The sequence below is a fragment of the Paenibacillus sp. EB106-05-06-XG162 genome (assembly GCF_058791655.1).
Genome location: NZ_JBYTDT010000001.1, coordinates 995718 through 1016356, shown reverse-complemented (window position 1 = coordinate 1016356; position 20639 = coordinate 995718). Strand labels below are relative to the sequence as shown.

Annotated in this window: 17 protein-coding genes; 4 read left to right on the top strand and 13 right to left on the bottom strand. The window is 42.9% G+C overall.

What is annotated here, in order from left to right:
• Positions 1–11 precede the first annotated feature (11 nt).
• The 8 genes from AC3WU2_RS04405 to AC3WU2_RS04370 form a co-directional block, all read right to left on the bottom strand.
• Positions 12–1652: an oleate hydratase gene (locus AC3WU2_RS04405; protein ID WP_492452186.1), complete on the bottom strand. Its 1641-nt coding sequence runs from the start codon at positions 1650–1652 to the stop codon at positions 12–14.
• Between the two features lie 104 nt (positions 1653–1756).
• The gene (locus AC3WU2_RS04400) at positions 1757–2317 is read right to left on the bottom strand and encodes a TetR/AcrR family transcriptional regulator (protein ID WP_492451611.1); all 561 of its coding nucleotides are present in this window, start codon (positions 2315–2317) and stop codon (positions 1757–1759) included.
• A gap of 303 nt (positions 2318–2620) precedes the next feature.
• Positions 2621–3274 (bottom strand): CatB-related O-acetyltransferase, encoded by a 654-nt coding sequence (locus AC3WU2_RS04395; RefSeq protein ID WP_492451609.1) that lies wholly within the window; start codon positions 3272–3274, stop codon positions 2621–2623.
• A 248-nt stretch (positions 3275–3522) separates the two neighbouring features.
• A complete protein-coding gene (locus AC3WU2_RS04390) occupies positions 3523–5646 on the bottom strand; it encodes a serine hydrolase domain-containing protein (RefSeq protein ID WP_492451607.1) in 2124 nt (707 codons plus the stop codon).
• Positions 5647–5808: 162 nt separating this feature from the next.
• Positions 5809–7263: an alpha/beta hydrolase family protein gene (locus AC3WU2_RS04385; RefSeq protein ID WP_492451604.1), complete on the bottom strand. Its 1455-nt coding sequence runs from the start codon at positions 7261–7263 to the stop codon at positions 5809–5811.
• Between the two features lie 95 nt (positions 7264–7358).
• A complete protein-coding gene (locus tag AC3WU2_RS04380; protein WP_492451602.1) occupies positions 7359–8330 on the bottom strand; it encodes an alpha/beta hydrolase in 972 nt (323 codons plus the stop codon).
• Between the two features lie 179 nt (positions 8331–8509).
• The gene (locus AC3WU2_RS04375; protein ID WP_492451600.1) at positions 8510–9877 is read right to left on the bottom strand and encodes a sensor histidine kinase; all 1368 of its coding nucleotides are present in this window, start codon (positions 9875–9877) and stop codon (positions 8510–8512) included.
• Complete coding sequence (locus tag AC3WU2_RS04370; protein ID WP_492451598.1) at positions 9874–10548, bottom strand: response regulator transcription factor; 675 nt, start codon at positions 10546–10548, stop codon at positions 9874–9876. Before AC3WU2_RS04370 ends, AC3WU2_RS04375 begins: the two co-directional genes overlap by 4 nt.
• 204 nt (positions 10549–10752) lie before the next feature.
• Between AC3WU2_RS04370 and AC3WU2_RS04365 the strand changes: the two genes are divergently transcribed.
• Positions 10753–11286 (top strand): NAD(P)H-dependent oxidoreductase, encoded by a 534-nt coding sequence (locus tag AC3WU2_RS04365; protein WP_492451596.1) that lies wholly within the window; start codon positions 10753–10755, stop codon positions 11284–11286.
• 76 nt (positions 11287–11362) lie between these two features.
• Here the strand turns inward: AC3WU2_RS04365 and AC3WU2_RS04360 are convergent, their stop codons facing one another.
• Both AC3WU2_RS04360 and AC3WU2_RS04355 read right to left on the bottom strand, forming a co-directional pair.
• Positions 11363–11728 carry a winged helix-turn-helix transcriptional regulator gene (locus tag AC3WU2_RS04360; RefSeq protein ID WP_492451594.1) on the bottom strand — a complete coding sequence of 122 codons (366 nt, stop codon included), beginning with the start codon at positions 11726–11728 and terminating at the stop codon, positions 11363–11365.
• A gap of 221 nt (positions 11729–11949) precedes the next feature.
• Positions 11950–12504, bottom strand: a complete 555-nt coding sequence (locus AC3WU2_RS04355) for a hypothetical protein (RefSeq protein WP_492451591.1) — start codon at positions 12502–12504, stop codon at positions 11950–11952.
• A 156-nt stretch (positions 12505–12660) separates the two neighbouring features.
• On the opposite strand from AC3WU2_RS04355, the gene AC3WU2_RS04350 reads away from it, so the two are divergent.
• The 3 genes from AC3WU2_RS04350 to AC3WU2_RS04340 all read left to right on the top strand — a co-directional run bounded on the left by AC3WU2_RS04350 (position 12661) and on the right by AC3WU2_RS04340 (position 15447).
• The gene (locus AC3WU2_RS04350; protein WP_379343629.1) at positions 12661–12987 is read left to right on the top strand and encodes an ArsR/SmtB family transcription factor; all 327 of its coding nucleotides are present in this window, start codon (positions 12661–12663) and stop codon (positions 12985–12987) included.
• 160 nt (positions 12988–13147) lie between these two features.
• On the top strand, positions 13148–14911 hold the full coding sequence (locus AC3WU2_RS04345; protein WP_492451589.1) for a SulP family inorganic anion transporter: 1764 nt from the start codon (positions 13148–13150) through the stop codon (positions 14909–14911).
• Positions 14912–15000: 89 nt separating this feature from the next.
• Positions 15001–15447, top strand: coding sequence for an OsmC family protein (locus AC3WU2_RS04340; protein ID WP_379343625.1), 447 nt, complete (start codon positions 15001–15003; stop codon positions 15445–15447).
• Positions 15448–15512: 65 nt separating this feature from the next.
• Here the strand turns inward: AC3WU2_RS04340 and AC3WU2_RS04335 are convergent, their stop codons facing one another.
• The 3 genes from AC3WU2_RS04335 to AC3WU2_RS04325 form a co-directional block, all read right to left on the bottom strand.
• Positions 15513–15890 carry a VOC family protein gene (locus AC3WU2_RS04335; protein ID WP_492451586.1) on the bottom strand — a complete coding sequence of 126 codons (378 nt, stop codon included), beginning with the start codon at positions 15888–15890 and terminating at the stop codon, positions 15513–15515.
• Positions 15891–16272: 382 nt separating this feature from the next.
• Positions 16273–17832: a carboxylesterase/lipase family protein gene (locus tag AC3WU2_RS04330; protein WP_492451583.1), complete on the bottom strand. Its 1560-nt coding sequence runs from the start codon at positions 17830–17832 to the stop codon at positions 16273–16275.
• A 240-nt stretch (positions 17833–18072) separates the two neighbouring features.
• Positions 18073–20580 carry a GH39 family glycosyl hydrolase gene (locus tag AC3WU2_RS04325; protein WP_492451581.1) on the bottom strand — a complete coding sequence of 836 codons (2508 nt, stop codon included), beginning with the start codon at positions 20578–20580 and terminating at the stop codon, positions 18073–18075.
• Between the last annotated feature and the right edge of the window lie 59 nt (positions 20581–20639).

Genomic DNA, 20639 nt, shown 5'->3' with positions numbered 1-20639 from the left:
TCCTTCCTCCTTTATCTGTATGAGGTATTCAAAGCTTTCAACAAGGTGCGAACGTCATACATGTGAGGTGTTACCGGACAGACCTTCTTATTCAATCCCATCAAGGTATAGACGGCAATTCTCGCTGCACGAATCGAATATTCTTCCGTGAATACCATATCTTCAGGAATTTCAACGAACTGACTTATCAGACCCAAGTTCGTCGAACCATCTGGTACCACTTTCGGACGATCGCTCATGGCACGAGGCTGGAATTGCGACACAATGTAAGGCATCATGCATGGAATGACATTCACGACGCTATCCATGATCTCTTCCATATCTTCTTCCATATGCAGATGGTGAAGTAGTTCAATAAGCATCTCTTTCCCTGTACAATCTCGCATTGGCTTCTTCACATAATTGCCTTCTTGATCCGTGTACAAGCCGTATCCCCAGAATATTGTCGTATCTGCTGGTTGGTTTTTAAAGTGAGGTTGCGCCGCAACAACGATGGACATCAGCCAATTCGAATCTTTGAATGTCATTAGCGCACCGCTGCCCGGTTTATTGCGGGAATATTTCTCAATCATTTTCAGTAGCTTATCCCCTTTGCAAGTAACGGTGAAGGACTCCCAGTTCGTCTCCTCCGGATTACAGAAGAATGGCGTTGGATTCCCAAGTCCCTCTTTCTTCGCTGCGATCTTCGCCCACAGGTTGCCTGACATCGGATTCTCGTGCACCATTTTGGCAGGTGTGTTCAAATCACCTAACGTTGCATTATCGGTCATACAGCCATTCGTCACGATACACAGATCGTCCTTCTGAAGTTGAATCACGCCTGATTTGCCATCTTGCTCATAATGGATCGCTGTAACTGTGATTCCGTCACCTTCTGCAAAATCGAGATCTGTTACGGTATATTTCAAGCTGAAATCAACACCATACCCGTCCAGGTAGGTTTTGATCGGCTGAATAATGGAGTCATATTGGTTATAAGGCGTACGCGTAACCCCTTCAAGTGTCTGAATCCGAGAGAATTCGAACATCATACGATTCATATAGCGTCGGAATTCAAACAAGCTGGACCACTTCTGAAAGGCAAATGTCGTCTGCCACATATACCAGAAGTTCGTTTCGAAGAAATGGGGTGTGTCTGCAAACCAATCGCAGATTCGCAAATTGTCCAACTTCTCCTCCGGTGTGATCATCAATCGTCCAAGTGCTAATCGATCAGCCGTGTTAAAGCCCATCGACATCACATCCAGTACCTCACCGTCTTTGTTAATTAAACGAGCATTCGCATGTGTGGGATGCGCGTGGTCAAAAGCTAGAATCTCATCGCATACGGACACACCTTCTTGCTCCATGGAAGGAATGGATGATAGCAGTTCCCATGTATTCTCGTAGGTTTCTTCGTTCAACATCCGACCGCCGCGGCATACGAAACCTTGCATTTTGTCACCGGCGCCGTCATTACTTCCTCCGAGAATGTGCATGCCTTCTAAAATATGAATATTTTCTCCTGGAAAGTCACAATCACGTATAAGATAAGTTGCACCCGCGAGAGATGCTAGACCGCCACCAACAAAGTAAACTTGTCTGTTTCCGAATTCTTTTTTCATCGATGTAACCTCCATATGTTCAATTGTGTTTGTCTGTGAGTCCAATATACTGCACCGATGGAACGATTACCTTAGACAATAAGAGGGCTGTGTATAAAATTCATACACAACCCTCTTATTGTCTAATCAGATAGAATAACTAGCGTCGGAATTTAGCAACTCTTCACGTATTTTTTAATTGCTTTCTCCATATCGCCTTCAATCAGGACACTTAATCGATCGATAATCATCTCTGGATCTTCCATCATATCGTGTCTGATCCACTCCAACATAATACCGATAAACGCATAGGTATAGAAATTCGCGATAAAATTCTTATCTTCCAACCCCACCTGCTTATTGGCGTTAACTTCCTCAATGACGCCCATAAGCAGCTCGAATACCGCTTGGTGGAGAAACAGGTCCAGATGTTCCCGCCCCATGGAACGATAGGTGCACATGCAGAATTTCTTGTTATCCAGTACATAATGAAATATCTTAAGAAAACCCTGTTGCCACGTGTCGTATGTACGATAATTCGCGATACTATCCAGCGCTTCCGTCTTATAGATCCAACCTAACAGATCATATATATCTTGAAAATGGTAATAAAACGTCTGTCGATTCACGCCACAGTCTGCAACGAGATCTTTGACTGTGATTTTATCGAGTGACGATCGTTCCATCATGGCTTTTAAAGTGGAGGATAAAGCTTTTTTGGTCATCCCGGACATGTCGCACAGCTCCTTCCAAGCTAGAGTGAGTGATAATAAAAGACAAATAAACGCTCATTCATTGATTATAACTGCGCCATGTCACGTGGTACAAGGACATTACACATCGTATAAGTATGTTTAAATAAGAGTCATTTTGATAGGGATTCGCGAGCAATATCGAGAAAAGCAAGAATTGCCGGTGATATCCATTTTTCTCAATAAGAAGTAAGCAATTTTCTAAAAGTTTACTTATGAGAATAAGAAAAAGAACCCAAAAATAATGTGGGTTCTTTTTCTTGATTTGTTAATTTTTATAAAGAATTATATTATTTTTTGTTTGTAAAATTCATATAATCCGTCTATGTTAGAGCTGGATAATAACGCTATAGCATCTTGTATATCTTGTTCTTTCCAATCCCACCACTTGATTTCTAATAAAATTTGAATATCCGTATCCGTAAATCGTTTTTTTATTACTTTAGCAGGATTTCCACCGATCATGGTATAGGGCTCAACATCTTTTGCAACGACTGCTCTTGATGCGATAATGGCTCCGTCACCTATTTTTACGCCTGGCATAATCATCGCTTCAGACCCAATCCATACATCATTACCGATCATGGTATCACCCTTCGGTTTATAGGATTCAACAATCATCTCTTGAAATGGATATACTGTAATCCAATCCGAATTATGATTATGATTCCCGCCCATCATGAATACGACGCCACTCGCAAAACAACAGTATTTACCGATTTTTATTCTATCAACAGTCCAGCCATAGTCTTCAAAAGGATTGTACATCTGTTGCGATTCTTGATCTCCCCAAATATATCGAACACAGATGTCTTCAAATTCTCCACCTGCGTAGTAACCAGAATAATAAGAATGCTCTCCAACGTCGATCAGCGGGTTGTTGATTCGCTCTTTTAGATAATGGACCTCTGTCCAATGCTTAAATGGATTGTTATTCATGGTTGATATACCTCTTTCCTAAATTCGTTTTTTAAATGACATTAAAAACAACATTTAGGAACGACGTCAAACGGCAACGTTTTTTATTTTCTTTAATCTCTTATACATGGTATGAATCCTCCTACCTGTACATCTTACTTAACATTAATGTTTATGACAAGACGGATTGTTACGGCCCCCTCTATTGTACCTAACAAAAAAAGTGCTGTCCCTAGGTTAGTCATGACCCTAGAGACAGCTCGTCGAGATTATTTCAATGAAATCTCAAATTTGGAACCCACTTCTCCTGCAAATACGATGCTACCGTTCTCCGGTAATACGACCTCGTTCTTACCACTGACTACGGTATGGTTCATACAAATACCTGCTTGATTATAGACAGCAAAGGCACCCTTTGAAGGCATTTTAACTGTCATGACCTTGCCTTGGACAGCCGCTGGTACCGAAAACCATTTGGCATATCCATCTGCTTGAATGGTTGTTGCGGATTGTTTACCCGAATAGATTGGTTTCACCATTTCCTCACTGGCGTATACATAACCTAAGGCTGTAAGATACTCTCCTCCGTTCTTTTTAGAGAACTGAATGTCCATCGTATCACGTCCGGCAGTACCAGGAATCTGCAAAAGATTGGCTGCTTCGTTTGCTCCAATAATCTTATGATTGGACATATACCCTGGATTCTCTTTATTTATATGAATAGGCAGGATCGATGAAGCATTGAGATAGACCATTGATGTGTATTTCTCATTCACTAGATAATATTTTTTACCATCGCGCTTTGCCCATGCGGCGTTAATCTCCTTGGATAATTCATTGGCTTCAAGCTTCTCCGCATTATATTCTGAGAAAGCCAGCTGTCCGAGTCCTGGAACGGATATATAAGATCGTGACCACAGGTAGGTATTCCCATTTTTCTCCACAACGAATTTCAACTTATCTGTACCTTCGTTGTTAACAAAAGTACCATCTGCTGTATATGTGTATTCTTGAGCCGGATTACTCGGAGCTGTAAGTGAAGATACAGTCATTTGACCAGCCGTATTTATTTTGATCTTCATAACCGAATTATTACCGCCATATATACCTGCATACTTGGATATTCCTTTAGGCATATCTGCCTTCACGGGTACGCCAAATGATTTTTCCGACTTCCGTTCTGTAAAAATGTCCTTTTCCTCAAGTGCGCTGAGTAATAATTCATTGGCAATGAAATGATTGGTTAAGCTTGACCCGCCTGAAGAGATAACGGCTGCAGCCATGTTGTATTCCGGAAGTACCACTAATGAAGACTGATAAGATAACGTATCTCCTCCTTTCATAACTGCCTTAATACCGTATTCGTTGAATGGGAACAAGTTCACACTATCCCACCCTAACCCGTAAGACATGAGCGTATCACTATCCTCTGGCCACATGCCTCTTTTATACTCTTCTTGCGCCATGGCTTCTACCGACTTACTGGAAAGAATGCCATTGACCTCTCCCGTGAAGATTCTTGAAAATTTGACCAGATCTTCAGCGGTGGAATACAGACCTCCAGTAGCGATGATATTATAATTCTCTTTTGGAAGTTGTCCCTCATAAAAAGGGGAATAGATTCCCGCCATTTCTGCCGGATCAACCACATCCTGTGGTGTCTTGGTATGGTTCATATCCAAAGGCTCCGTGAAATACTTGTGTATAAATGCGGTATAACCGATGCCGCTAACGCTTTCGACCAGAATCTCGGCTAACGTAAAGCCATCGTTGCTGTAGACTGAGTATGCGCCGGGATCTGCCTTCAGGGTTTGATTGGCCAATTGCTCTAGAAACGTATCATGTGAATACGTGTCATTATCTCCGTACAATGTGGCACTGCTGCTTGAGGTGCCACGAAGACCGGAGGAATGATTCAGCAACATACGGGGGGTAATCTGTTTGTATCGGTTATCTTTCATTTTAAAATCCGGGATATAGTTCACAACAGGCACATCCAAATCAATCTTGCCTTCGTCAACCAGCTTCATTACAGCGGCGGTAAGCATCATTTTACTGGTTGAGCCGATGCCATAGATCGTGTTCGAAGTTAGAGGTACCTTGCCGTTTATATCGTTCTTGCCCGTTTGACCGGACACCACAATCTCTCCATCATCAATGAGCGCATATTGCAGACTAGTCGTACCGTAAGTCTCGGTCAGTAATTTAGCTTTTTCTATCACGGTTTTCTTTGTTGCCTCATACGTAAGGTTACTGTTCTTCATGGCAGCCGGTGCGGCCATTGCAGATAATGGGGCTAACATGGTTAACACCAGGGTTACAGCGGCGATTGAAGTTCGTTTTTTGACTTTTCTTTTGGGCGCTCTCATTTTCATTTTTTCTTGTTGTATCATTTGCATCTTCTCCTGTCCTTACCTGTTATTTGGGCTATCTTAACTTTGGTACTGAAGTAAGCTTAACCAATCAAGATGTACTGCTCGTGACGTCTACATGAACATAATATGAACAGGCAAAATAATGCTACAGCGACACTCTACTCCGTCGGACATGATCGGTTAAAGGTCTCCCGGCTCTATAAATTTCACCTCTGGATACATATCGTTTGGCCCCTGAATCAGATTTCCACCCGTTCCTTTCAGTTGCTTATTAAAGAAATCGAGTACATATTGATTTACGATGCTTGATCCTCTTTTACCATTAATATCTCCTGTAATCCCAGTCAGTTTAATCAACTCCGAATAGAATTGAAGGTCCGTGAAATTGAAGTGTTGGGTTCCTTCTACATAAATCGCATTTCCCCCATGTTCGATAACATTTTTAATAATGTGCAGCTCATCTGAAAGTTGTTTAGTTATTTCGTTATCCGGATTTTTATCCTTTTTAAAATCTACTAACCAGTCTTTAAAAATTCCCGATCTTATGAACATAAACGGCTTGTTTATAACATCTCTATTTTCCACTTCAAATAGTGACCCGTCCATATTGATCCCGGCCTTGATTCTATGATCTAAATAAGTTGTATTAAACGCCGTTGCACCCCCAAAAGAATGCCCCATCACGCCTATGTTATTTAAATCTATTTTCCCTTTAAATTGACTTTCGATTGCACCTGAATTTAGCTTTTCGATTTGATTGATGACAAACTCTACGTCTTGCGTCCATATATTTCCGATTTTTCTACGATCATCTATTGTTGTCATCTTTGTTTTATAGTCCGTTACACGGCCATCCGGAAAAATGGTAGCAAAGGTGCTATACGTATGATCGATTGTGACCACGATAAACCCATGACTGGCCAGATTCTCGGCTTGTGATGCATGTAGAACTCTACTGGTTCCCATACCATGAGATAGCAGTACCAAGGGATACGGACTTGTAGAAGGTAATATTTCTACATTTTCATAAGAGTTGGTTTTACTATACTTCCAGTAATCGAACACAAAATCGGGAAGGTTTAAAGAATTAGAGTATGTCTGAATATACTTTTTGAACATTTCTTTATCTTTTGGAAAAAGCGCTTCACTCTTGTTGTTATTCTTATTTTCAGTAGGATACCAAATTTGAACCATTAGCTCCCGCTTATCGCTTTGATCTTCAGTTAAGACTTCATCTCTATTCTGATCTGTAAAATGAAATGTTTGAGTACCCACTTTCTCTGGACCATCAAGCTTCGGCAAATGAAAGACAGGCAAGTACACAGACAAGCTGGTAGATACAACAAGTAAAATAACGATGATGGAAGATAAACTATATTTCAACAGTTTCCCTATTTTTATATTCTCCATCTTTCTTGAATGCCTGAATAAAACGATGAGTATGAATAGAGCCGTCATGATATATACCAAAAGCAACTGCCATCTGTATCCCTCAACCAACAATTGAGCTACGAATATAACGCTGCTTCCTAAACACAAACCCAATCCTGTATTCTTTGCGCTTCTTTTAATAAACAATAAATCTAGTAGTAAAGCCAAACAGGATAGAACTAAAAGTATTTCAAATAATCTCATGTGTAACCCTCTCTTTCATCAATAGACCCAGACACAGGCCGAATTGGATAAACTGTGGAAAACCGTCCCAAGGGGCGGCTTTCCATTCGTTCTATTTATTTTGCTTCTTTCATAAATAATCTAACGCCCTCAGCGATTTCTTTGAATTTAGTGTGGTGCAAATAATGGGAGCCTTCCATAATAATTACTTTTCCATGTACCGAGTCTTTGATCTGCCCTTCATGCAGAGGGATCCATCCAGGTACACCTTGATTATCCGCTTGTACAAAGAGTAGAAGCGGAAGGTCGTTAGGGAAGGTTAAACCTTGAGCTCCTTTAAAATTGGAAGAAATATGGTCCATCTCATTTAACATCGTGGAACTATTCGAGTTTATATTCGACAGCATTTTCATCTGCTCTATGATGCGATCATCAAATGGGAGTCCAGCATAAGGGTCACCACCAAATTTGACCGCCAATCTTTGGAGACCTGATTTTTTAAGAAATGCAAACGTTTTTAATGGGAATTTAACATCCATACCTGGTTGTGTTGGAACACTGCTATCGATTCCGACAAAGGCAGTCACCTCGTCAGGATACTTGTTCACATAATTAATGCCGTAAATGCCTGTAATCGAGTGTCCCATGAGAATGTATTTGTTAATGTTAAGCTGCTGTAGCGCTTCATGAACTTCACTTACGATATTCTCTGTGGTTCGATCTTTTTCCGTTCCATCACTTAATCCATAACCGAAAGGTTCAACGGCAACAACTTTGTAATATGGAGATAGTTCATCGATGAGCAGCTTAAAATCAAGCGCTGGTGCAGCTGTTCCATAACCAGGCAGAAGCACGATCGTTTCCTTGCCATCGCCTTGAATTAACACATTCATATTTTTTCCGTCCACAGACACGTGTTGACCGTACGGCACGATTTTTGCTTGATCCGATTTTGTTGCGAACACATTCACGATAAATACAATGGCTAGAAAAAGCATGATGGCTATGGCTATGGCTCCCAAGGTTTTAAGTAAAATGCGCAGTGGCTTACGCATCCTTTTTTTCGTTACCTCTTCTATTGGTTGCATGTTCATCTACTCCTGTCCCTCTTCTCTATATTGGGCTGCCTTGAATAAGAAGCCGTTAAAAGAAGCTTATATGACGAAGATGTACTCCCCATGACGACAATATGAACGGAATATGAACTGGTAAAAAACAAAAGGCTTCACACGCAAGGAAACTTGCGCATGAAGCCATAGCAATCGATTTAATCTATTAGCGTAGTGATTGGCAAAGTGACAATGAAGGTCGTTCCTTCACCAGGTTCGCTCTCTACTCGAATGTCGCCTTGATGCAGCGATACGATCTGCTTCACGATGGCGAGTCCCATACCGCTGCCGCCATACTTACGACTGTGGGAACGATCGGCCTTAAAGAACCGCTCAAATATACGCTTCTGGTCCTCGGGGGAAATACCAATGCCCGTATCGGATATTCGGACTGTCACATTTTTAGTATCTTGTTTGATACTGACCTCAATCATGCCGCTATCCTCGGAAAATTTAATGCTATTGCCAATAATATTCGTCCATACCTGGTTTAATAGCTCATGATCCGCCGTTACTTGTATCGTATCTAAATCGAGCTCAAACTGTAGCCTGCGAGCATTCCATTGCGGCTGGAGCGCAACGATGACCCTTCTGATCTGTTCATCAAGGCTAAGTGTGGTCAGACGAAGTTGCTGTGACTGCGATTCCAGCATGCTCAGCTTGAGCAGGCTATCGCTCATTTTGGACATCCTGTTCGCTTCAGCGATGATTATATCCAGATAACGGCTTCGTTCATGATCGGAGAGATCTACTTGCTTGAGTGCTAAAGCATAACCGGATATCGAGGTGAGCGGAGACTGAACTTCGTGCGATACATTCGATACGAAGTCCCTGCGCATCTGCTCAAGTTGCTGCAAATCGTGCGACATTTCTTCAAAGCTGCGAGCCAACGTACCCAGCTCACTTACCTGCTTAATATTCAGCTTGACGTTGAAATCTCCAGCTGCTATACGCCTAGTCGCTATTGTCAGCTTTTTGATCGGTCTGACCAGGAATATAGAGGCAACCAGAATCAATAAGCTTCCTGCAATCAACGAACAGGTTGCAAAGATCATGGCCCAATTGGCAACAAAAGAGGCAGAAGGGGGGGCGAGCGTTTCTAAAAACATCGCTTTCGTTCCCATTTCCGTTTTCAACGGCAACCCTAAGAGGACTGTAGCAATGCCATTCGGCGTGTCTAGAACAACGCCTCCATCGATAACTTTCTTTAGATGCTCCTTCGTCACAGTGGCAGGTTTGTGTCCGTTAAGTTTCCCGTAAGACTGGAACTGACCCGTTGCTTCGTAGATTCGAATATGATAGGAATCGAGCTGCTTCATTTCACTCACGAACGCGTCCGCTTCACATAACGGAAGTATCTTGTAAATCCGGACGATGTCTTGGCCGAAGTTACGTAAGTTGATTTGCGCGTTTTGGTTTAATTTATCTTCGAACATCCAAGTGGACACAAGAAAAGCAATGATCGTGCCCGCGATGACGCTGACTAGAAATGTCAGGACAACACGTATATATAAGGATCGGATCATTCGTACACCTCAAGCCGGTAACCAAGCCCACGTACCGTTTCGATACGAAAATCTGGTGTCGTCGCGAACCGTTCGCGCAAGCGTTTAATATGAACATCTATCGTTCGATCATCTCCGGCGTAATCGATCCCCCAAATCTGATCGATTAACTGTTCGCGTGTATAGACTTGTCCGGGTGTTCCAGCAAGCTTATACAGCAATTCAAACTCTTTAAGCGGTAATGTAAGCGAATCCGTCCCTCTCATCACTTTATAGGTCTGTCGATCAAGTGTGACGTTGCCGAACTGGATCGTCTGCGTGGAACCAATCTTGTATCGTTTGAGTAATGCTCTAACCCGAACGGTCAACTCCAACGGGTCAAATGGTTTCGTCAAATAATCATCTGTACCAAGTTCGAACCCTTTCACTTTCTCCCATGTTTCGCCTCTCGCAGTCAGCATCAGTAATGGAAGATCAGGATTGGCTCTTCGGAGCTCTTTGCATAACGTCCAACCGTCCATGATCGGCATCATAATATCGAGCACGACGAGATCGACGTGCGTCGAGGCATAGACGTCCAATGCTTCTTTGCCGTCTTCGGCTTCGACTGTTGCAAATCCATCGTTGCGTAGAAATAAACAGACGAGTTCGCGAATGTTCGCATCGTCGTCAGCAACCAGTATCGTAGGCATCTGTTCCCTCTTTTCGCTGTTTCCATCCCATATTGAAGTCATCATTATACTATAAATGGATTTGAATTACCCTATTCTTCCTCTCATCACCTTCTCATTGACACTTACCTTTTTGTAAGTACCTGTACTAAAAGTGCATACTTACATATTTGTAGTGTTCACATTATACTCGAGAAAGTAAATCATCTTAAGGAGGACGAATCTTTGAAAACTCTTGTTATCGTAACACATCCAAGCATAGAAACATCCGTCATTAATAAGCGATGGGTAGAAGAACTGCAAAAAAATCCGGAAAAGTATACTGTACACGAATTGTATAAGGTTTACCCTGACGGCAACATTGATACGGAAAAAGAACAGCAATTAATTGAATCGCATCGTAATCTTGTTTTACAGTTCCCTATTTATTGGTTCAATTGTCCACCTCTTCTTAAAAAATGGCTTGATGATGTTTTTGCTTATGGTTGGGCTTATGGTTCAAATGGGGGCGATAAATTAAAGAACCGCAAAGCTGCTTTAGCTGTTTCTGCCGGCATTAAAGAAGAAGATTACCGTGAAGAGGGTAGATATCACTATACCCTTGACCATTTATTATCTCCTTTTGAAACGACCTTCCTATACTGCAATGCAGATTATCGTTCGTTCTATGCGTTTTATGGTGCAGAAAATTATGAGCCATCTGAAAGCGAAATGGAAAAAAGCGCTCAAGATTATTTGAATTTTGTTGACAACCTGTAAAAGGCAGCTGAATTAATTAACTAAAAAAGAAGTATTTCCTTGTATAGGAGATACTTCTTTTGATTGAACAAAAACGCTATGCCTTCCGTTGAACAGCCTCCGGGGATGGTAAGCTGTTCTTCTCCCCCCACTCGCACATCATATGTAATAATGGAATGAGAGAGCGGCCGCGTTCAGATAATGAATATTCAACTTTTGGTGGTACTTGGGGAAATTCCTTGCGGATGATAAGCCCATCTGCCTCCATCTCTTTTAACATGATGCTGAGCGTTTTAAAGGAAATGGTCCCGATACTTCGCTTGAGCTCATTATGCCGCATCACTTTATTTTCAGACAACCAATACATAATAATCATTTTATATTTACCGCCAATTAAGGACAAGGTATACCCAAAGCCGGTATCTTTTAGTAATACGCCAGTCGGCACACAGGTTTCTTGCACAAGTTTCACGCTCCTTCAAGTAAAGTATATGATCTAAATGTGCATACGTACCAATAGATCATTATGCAATCTTATTGAAAGGATGTAAAGGTATGTTCCGAAAAGGGGTATAGGACATGAGCAATTCACGCAAAAAAACCGGCGCACTCGGCACCGGCAGATTTCGGACACTACCGCTATCTACAGCTTCGCCTATTGTTATGCCTAGATCTTCAATTTCCCTAAAGCTGTTCGATTGCTAGATGAAAACGACGAAAATCTTTCATCAGGTATTTCAGTTCTTTCTCCTTTTTCCTTCTAATTTCGGGATCGGTAAATTCCAGTAGATTATCTATATACCGATCCAGCGTCTCCTTCATCTCATGTAACCAGAACGGATTATTATAGGGGTGCAGCTCTTTCATGTCTTCAGCAAATGCTTCGGATAGAAAACGAATCTTAGGCGTATCTAACCAATTGCGAACGGTAAAATAGTCGGGTGTGAAGTCTTCTCGATATGCGCGACCAGGTACTTGAATCCAAAATTTCTCCCACTCAACAATTAGGCCAGCTTCATAGAAGATATATTTTAAAAACCCGCACAACCAAGCCGTGCAGCTTGTATTTCGTTCTTGACAGCCTACCTCGTTTATTAATGAACGGCAACCTGTGCAGCAAGAACCACCACTAGGAATGCAAACATTACAAATATAATCCGCCCCTACCCCATGGAGAAATCCAAGGCCCACTTCGATTACTTTTTGTTTATTACCTTGTAACTCTTTTAATTCAGACATCCTTGCACACCTTTCTTCCACAACCTAAACTTAAATATATTTGATTATTTGAATATAACAATATTACACCTTTTTTAGTTTGTTTTACAAAGTACTTCTTACATGTGTTATTCTGGTTGTATATTCAAAGCTTCAAATGTTAAGGGGATTAGATCTATGAATCGTGACATTCAACAATTCAAAGCAGAATTTTTCAAAGCACTGGCTCATCCCATGCGCATACGTATCCTTGAAGTGCTATGTGAAGGGGATAAAAACGTTAACGAACTTCAAAGTATTTTAGGTAGCGAAGGTTCTGCTGTATCACAGCAGTTGGCCGTACTTCGTAATAAGAATGTGGTTAATGGAACAAAAGATGGTACTTCCGTTATTTATTCCCTTCGAGATCCTCTTATCAAAGATCTACTTGGGGTGACCAGACAAATATTTGATAATCATCTGGTGGATGCTATTTCCCTGTTGGAAACCATACGGAATGAATAAAACGGTCCAAGAAACAAGGCGTCATAAGATGCCTTGTTTTTTATTTTAATCATGTTTTTGTAAAAAATCGAGTAGGTATTTGTTCATTGACAAGAAGGAATGTCGGGTGTATATTCCCCATATATTCAAATAATCAAATATATAAAGAAGAAGGGTTCTTATGAAATGGTCGGGTAGATTTGAAGGTTATACGATCCAATCGTTGCGTCGGGATCTTGTTGCTGGGTTAATTGTCGGTGTCGTAGCGATTCCACTTGCCATGTCTTTCGCTATTGCATCAGGGGTAAAACCTCAATTTGGGATATATACGACCATTGTAGCAGGGTTTCTAATTTCACTTTTTGGCGGATCCAAGTTTCAAATTGGAGGTCCAACCGGAGCTTTTGTTCCGATACTATTAGGTATTGTCCTGCAATTTGGATATGAAAATTTGCTCATCGCCGGAATGATCGCAGGGGTCATTCTTATTTTGATGGGCATTTTCAAGCTCGGTATTTTAATTCAATTTATTCCAAGGCCCGTTACGATCGGGTTTACGTCAGGTATCGCGGTCATCATTTTCTCAGGCCAAATCGCGAACTTCTTGGGACTGCAGCATATAAAAAGTCATGAGTACTTTTTGTCTAATATGAAAGAAATCGGGACTCATCTCTCCACTTGGAATGTTTATAGTGCTCTGACTGCTGTAATCTGCCTTGCCGTCCTTCTCTTTCTACCAAAAACACTTCCGAAACTTCCGGCATCATTAGCTGGACTTATCGTTTCAAGTGTTATTGCGTCTATATTTTTTAATGGAAAAATAGCAACAATCGGTTCTACCTATGGCATGATCCCGGATACGCTGCCAAAGTTCTCCATGCCTCATCTGTCGCTGGATATCATTATTCAGCTTCTCCCTGCAGCATTCGTTATTGCGATGCTCGGAGGTATTGAATCACTCCTGTCTGCTGTTGTAGCAGATGGCATGACAGGTAGCAGGCATCAAAGCAATCGTGAGCTTATAGGGCAAGGGATTGCGAATGTCGTCACGCCGTTTTTTGGAGGAATTCCTGCGACTGGGGCGATTGCACGCACGGCTACAAATATTAAAAATGGCGCCGCTTCTCCAATATCGGGAATGATTCACGGGCTTGTCGTTTTATCTGTTCTGGTCCTACTTGCTCCCTTTGCTTCAACGATTCCATTATCCAGTATGGCGCCGATTCTGATGGTCGTGGCCTGGAATATGAGCGAGCGTAAAGAGTTTGTCCATGTATTAAAAACAAAATCTAGTGATTCGATCATTTTGTTGATTACATTTCTCCTTACGGTATTAACAAGTCTGACTACGGCGGTCGAGGTCGGATTAGCGCTAGCGGTTATTATTTTTGTTATACGGATGCGGGATATTCTTACCGTAACAAAGGTCTTGCCTGATCCATCGATGAAGAATGAGAAGGTGAAACCGTATATGGTCAATGAAAATCACGACTGTCCCCAGATTAGCATTTATACGATTGAAGGCCCCCTATTCTTTGGAGCAGCAGATATGTTTCAGAAATCCATTATGGATACAACGAGCTCGCATGTGAGAGTATTGTTGCTGCGTTTTGGGAAAGTACCCTTCATGGATGCTACCGGCGAAGCTAACCTTGCTCGTATTGTACAGCATGTTAAGAATTCTGGTGGTACTGTGCTTTTTTCTGCCATGCAATCGCAACCAAGAGCTTATATGAGAAAAACCGGATTAGACCTACGCATTGGAACAGAACATTTCTTTGACCATACCGGCGAAGCAATTAGCTTTGCTCTAGGTAAACTGGATGATAACAAATGTTTAGGCTGTAGCCATTTCGCATTTCGTGAATGTACCGCGTTATCTTCAAGTAAGGACGGATCCAAGGTCATAACATATATTGACAAATCAAGATCAGTAGATTTATAATCCATATAAATCCTAGTATATTAGTATGATTAATTCGTCGGTGAAATACTCAACCACGCTTGGGTGTTCAGAAAAAGGAGAGTATATGCATGCCAAATGTCCAAACTTTCAAAGCAACGGCCCATTTACAAGATGGGGTCAAAGTCATTACCAATGTAAGACAATTCGAACTCGTTATCGACGAGCCGAAAAACCTTGGTGGTACTGACACAGGGATGAATCCTGTCGAAGCATTGCTTGCCTCCTTGGGCGCATGCCAATCCATTGTGGCTCGGGTCTATGCTCCCAAATTCGATGTCGTGCTTGAAGATTTCAGGGTAGATGTTGAAGGTGAGCTGGATCTTGACGGTTTTTTCAACCGCTCTGAAGTTCGCCCTGGTTACTCCGATATACGCTACACGTTCTACATCAAGACCCAATCATCTGCCGATAAAGTCGAACAATTTGTTCAATTTCTGGAGAGCAAATGTCCAGTGGGTGACACGCTTGCGAACCCAGTGAATCTCAAGCTGAATCGCGTCGTTATTGAAAATTAAAAAAACACCTTCAAGCTTAATTCCTATGGAATCAGTGCTTGAAGGTGCTCTATTTCAGCAGCTTATTATTTCTCCATGACAGCAAAGTAATTATTTTCATCATCTGCAAAGTTAAATACTCTACCGGATGGCATGTTTACAATTTCTCCGACTTTGACATTTTTATTGGATAAGTCGCTATACAACCTATCAAGATTCTCCGTAAAAAACATTAACGAAGGTGTACCCAGATTCATTCCAGGCGACATTTTCGCAACGAATTCCTTGTTATGTAGAATAATACTTGTTTCTGCGCCTTTTGTTGGAGCAACTTCTATCCATCGCATGCCTTGACCGTTATTTTCTTCAGAGATCATACTGAATCCGACTTTTTCGGTCCAGAATTTAACAGCCTCATCTTGGTTATTGACATATAACATAATTTGACCGACTTTGCTAATCATTAATTTACCGCCCCTTGTATAAGGAATATTTTGTTTAAGGTACAGGTTTCTTGAGTAAACCAGCCTGTACAATCAGTTTAATATATTAATTTACCAAAACACAAGCAATGCCTTATCTATATCCATGTCAACCACGTACTTGCACCCGTCTGCAATGTTGCATTGGCTTCCTCTAATCTTCCTTTCAAAAATCTGTAATGAGAAAAACTTCTATCGATGTATTCTCGAAGATGAGCGACCGCGTTCACCGGTTGTTTTTATCGCCAATCAAAAAGAAGTTTTCGCTACATTTGCGAAAACTTATACTTTCTGATGTGGTTAAAAAAAACGGACTACGTTAAGATCGTAGTCCGTTTTTTCATGTTCGATTTTCACATCATTCTTAGTGCTGAATATCCTGTGCGAACAACTCGGCTAAGGAGAAAGGCGGTAAGACCTCTTCGATGAGCGCCAGCAAGGCATCGTCGTAATTATGGCGCACTTCACAGGTACGATCGAAAATCATCGTCGCTTCGTCCTCCGCCGTAACAGCCGGCCAATGCGGCAACCCTTCGTGGTTCGGGTTACCGGTGCGGGCAAAGTTAATTACAGCCCCGAACACCTGCTTCTCCAGCTTGTCGGAAACACCAGGTACGTTGCAGATCTCCACCTTGCTCGTGTTGTGGAACACAAAAGGAATATCCGCGCAGTGCCACGCTGTTTTACCATTTTGATAAGGAAACTCAAAAGTAAAATTGTACATATACGCCGGTGCTTGCTGGCTCTCCGCTTGCAATTTAGCCAGCGCTTTGGAAGGCACTCGGAAAATTCGATCTAACGCCAGCAAATCTACGGCCTTTTTCTCAGGGTATGCTTTTACATACAAATCAATTAACTCTTGGGTGCGTTCGCCAAAACGCTTGGTTAGGATTGCCTTCATCTCTTCGTCAGAAAGCTCATTTTTGTTGAACGGCAATGGCGCGAAGGAAAACTCTCCGATAACAGAGCCAACCATCATCGGGATGGTTTTGGCGTGCTCGGTAAAGCCACTGAGGAGCGGCTCGCCCTTGTAGAAATCGTTCTCCATCGGCATGCAACCGACATACCCGCCCTGTTGCGCTACAATAGGACACACCTTATTGTAGGCCTGTACCAAGTCGTGATAAGGGACCGTCTCCAGTTTCTCTACATCGTTCACATCGATTCCGAGCGCTTCCAGCATCGCAGTAACGATCTGCGTGCCGTCACCTGTAGGTATTGGCATCAGCTTGCCGTCAGACACGCCACTCATCACAATCGCTTTGTGGAACAAGCCGTTCGCGCTCGGGATCTGCATCAAACCGGTCGTTTTCATGCCTCCCCCGGACTGGCCAAATAGCGTCACGTTCTCCGGGTCTCCACCAAACTTCGCAATGTTCTCGTTGATCCATTTTAGCGCTGCAACAAGGTCGGCATGGCCGGCGTTGGCCGAATTCGCATACTTTTCGCCAAATGGGGAAAGGTCCATGTAACCTAGGATATTAAGACGGTGATTCACCGAGACCACCACGACATCGCCTTCTCGGCTCATATTGAAGCCGTCGTAGGCTTCCTGTTCGATCGAAGAGCCCGCTACGAAACCACCACCATGCAGCCATACCAAGACCGGTTTTTTCACCTTCTCATCCACCGTCTCGGTCCAGATGTTCAGATTATGACAGTTTTCATCCTGCGGCCAGTACCGATGGGGTACGAGCAGCTCACCGGTGGGCTGTTCCTGCGCCATCAGCGGGCAGACAAATCCATAGGAAGTCGCTTCCTTCACACCCTTCCAAGGTTCAACCTCGTTAGGCATCTGGAACCGTTTGGCTTGTGCGTAAGGGATCCCTTTGAAAATATACATGCCATCGAATGAATAACCTTTAAGTTTACCAGCTTTCGTCTCTATGACAGGTACGTCATCAAATCTGAATTCTTTCACCATCTTCAATCCCTCTTTCTATGAAACAAAAGTATTTTGAAATTGCTTCAATCTTTTATAATTTCATTATAAGAAATAAAGCGGTTTCAAAATATACAAAATCAATAGACTTCGTGTGAGAAAATGATTCATTTGTCATGTTTCGATCATCTTTCAAGCTAATCATGACAAAAAACATATTAAAAAAGACAAGAATCGGATATACCGTTTCGCGTACCCGATTCTCTGCTTCGTGTTACCCTGTTAACCTGTGATGGTGATTAATTGAACCTCATGCGGCTGAAGATGGGCATGAAGCGTGATGCTTCCGTCGCTATGCACGGTTTCTCTGCTGTACAATGGATGTGACTGGTGACCCAGCAAATGTTCCTCTTCCTGGTTGAGCTGTTCAGGTGCCCCCATTCGAATCCAGGCATCAAAGGTGCTGCCGCCACTTGGGCCAATGTGATAGCGGCGCAGCGTGTGCTTTCCTTCCTCAAGTCCGTCCAATCGAATATGGAAAGATTGCGGCCGCTTTTCATTGAATACGTTATACCGCTCCGTTTTGGTAAGATGGGTGGTATGGCGGTAGCGGTACAGTATGTCATAGTGCGTATAGTTATACAAGTAAATTTGAAGTTCACCATCTTTTTTGGTCATGAAATAGCCTTGGCCAGAGGCAACCAGCTCATCGCCGATCCGGTTAAGCAATTCCATCGCCCCAAAAGCGCTTTTGGGGAGGCCGTTCCGGGTGAACAGGCCAAATCCGCCATGGAACAATTCGGCGGCAGGCGCGATCTCATCCATTTGGTCGCTGGCACTGAAATAACCCATCGCATGGTAGCTATCGTAATTTTCTAATATCGTTTTGAAAATATAGGTCGATTTATAGCTCGTATCATTGCACAAATCGCGCTGCCAAATATTGTTGCTCCATTCCTCCAGCATCACGGGCAATTCAAGGCCTTGCTCCTTTACTACTCCACGGATCGCTTGTAGGGCGCCTGCAAGGTACTGCTCGTCGCCGCTCACAGCGAGATCCAATGCGTCATTCGTCCTGTTTAGACGTAGTCCGCCTTTTTCGGTACCAGGTACAATGCTCATGAAAGCGCGAAAAGAGAGAATATCCGGCATACACAACTCTGATTTACACATGTCCAAAAACCACCGGTTGGCTTCAAGCGATTCAATGCCATTCCCCGGACCGCAAATGATAATATCGCTGCAGACAGATTTGATGGCACGATACGATGCGAGATAAATCTGGATATATTCTTCCCGTGTAAATAACCCCAGCTCTGAAAACTCCGGCGCGCACCACGGGGAAAATAACCAACGGCGCAACGATTTCTGCCCATAGCGCTGCACAAGATGTTGAACGATCGCTGTGATCAGATCCCCCCACTGGTCAATGTCTCTAGGCGCAGATATGATCGACGGCCGGCGAAAAACGAAAGGTTTATTTTGGGCGAGAATCGATGGCATATAACTGAACTCCAGCATTGGCATTGCGCCCGTTGATAGGATAAAGTCCACCACGGTGTCTAGATAGACAAAGTTATAGTTAGGGTTACCATTGACATCTATGGTAAGCACCATCATATCATCGTCAAGAATTCCCTTGCAGCGGATGTACTGGAATCCAACCTCACGCTGAAGCTTTGCAATCTGCGTTTGCACGGAGCCGTTAAGAAGATCCTTGCCATAACCCGCGTTCATAAGACGCTTCCAATGGTGTTGCAGCGGCTTGATTGTCTTTTTCGTATCCACCGTAATCTCCGTCGTATCAACAGGTTGGTAATTGATTTCTTCATATGCAACGTTTGCGTAACGCATCAGTGAAGAAAACGCAGTTGAAAAACCATCTACCGTCTCCGTAGGATTGACCGCTTTTTCGATTTTGGGCTCCTTGATGTTGCGTCGGTATTGACCAGGTGTCAACCCACGATACTGCTTATAAGCTTCGATGAACGCATGGGCGCTTGAAAATCCGGTGTTGTAAGCGATCTCCGTAATGGTCGCTTCACTTCCCAATAGGACGGTAGCGTGTATCAAGCGAACCTGCGAAAGGTATGCTTTGAAGGTTACCCCCAGAAATTTATGAAATATGCGAGAAATATAGGAGCTGCTTAGAAACGTATGCTTGGCTAGATCGGCTAAGGTGATGTTTCCCTGATAGTGCTGATGAATATAATCTGTAGCGGCACGTAAGTGTTCATTAGCTGAGTTTTGCTCCTCGATAGCCGGTCCATCGACTAAAAAATGCTGGAATAAATCATCCAACAAACTTACCAACTTCCCCCGCAAATGGATGGAAAGCTGAGATTGATGTTTATATTGAGCCCGAAAAGCATTGGCAAACCCCCGGCGCAAGAGGTCAAAAGGCTGTTGACGATCCTCGGAGAACAAAAAGGATTTGCAGTTCACCACTGGCCTTGTAATCTCGGGACACACCGACGTAATAAAAGTTGGGGATATCGTCAGCGAAAGCGCCAAGGCGCTCTGATCCAGAGCTATACTTCGTATCTGGAAGCTGTTGACGGCAAAGATGTCCCCTTCTCGGATCGCATAGGACGCGGCCCCTTCCCCACAGTGTAACCAGCCTGTCCCTTGCAGCACAAAAATCAACTCCAGCTGCTGGTGCCATCTGGAAGCTGCATCACTGGGTTTGATTAACACAAATTCAAACTCTGGAGACAACAGAGGGCGAACCGCCTCTTGCTTCACTTCTTTGCTATAACGGGTAAAGCTTTGTCCTTTCTTGTGTGGCATAACAAAATCCCCTCCGGTCAACTGTGTTGAATTCATTTTACCATGAACTCTTTTATCAC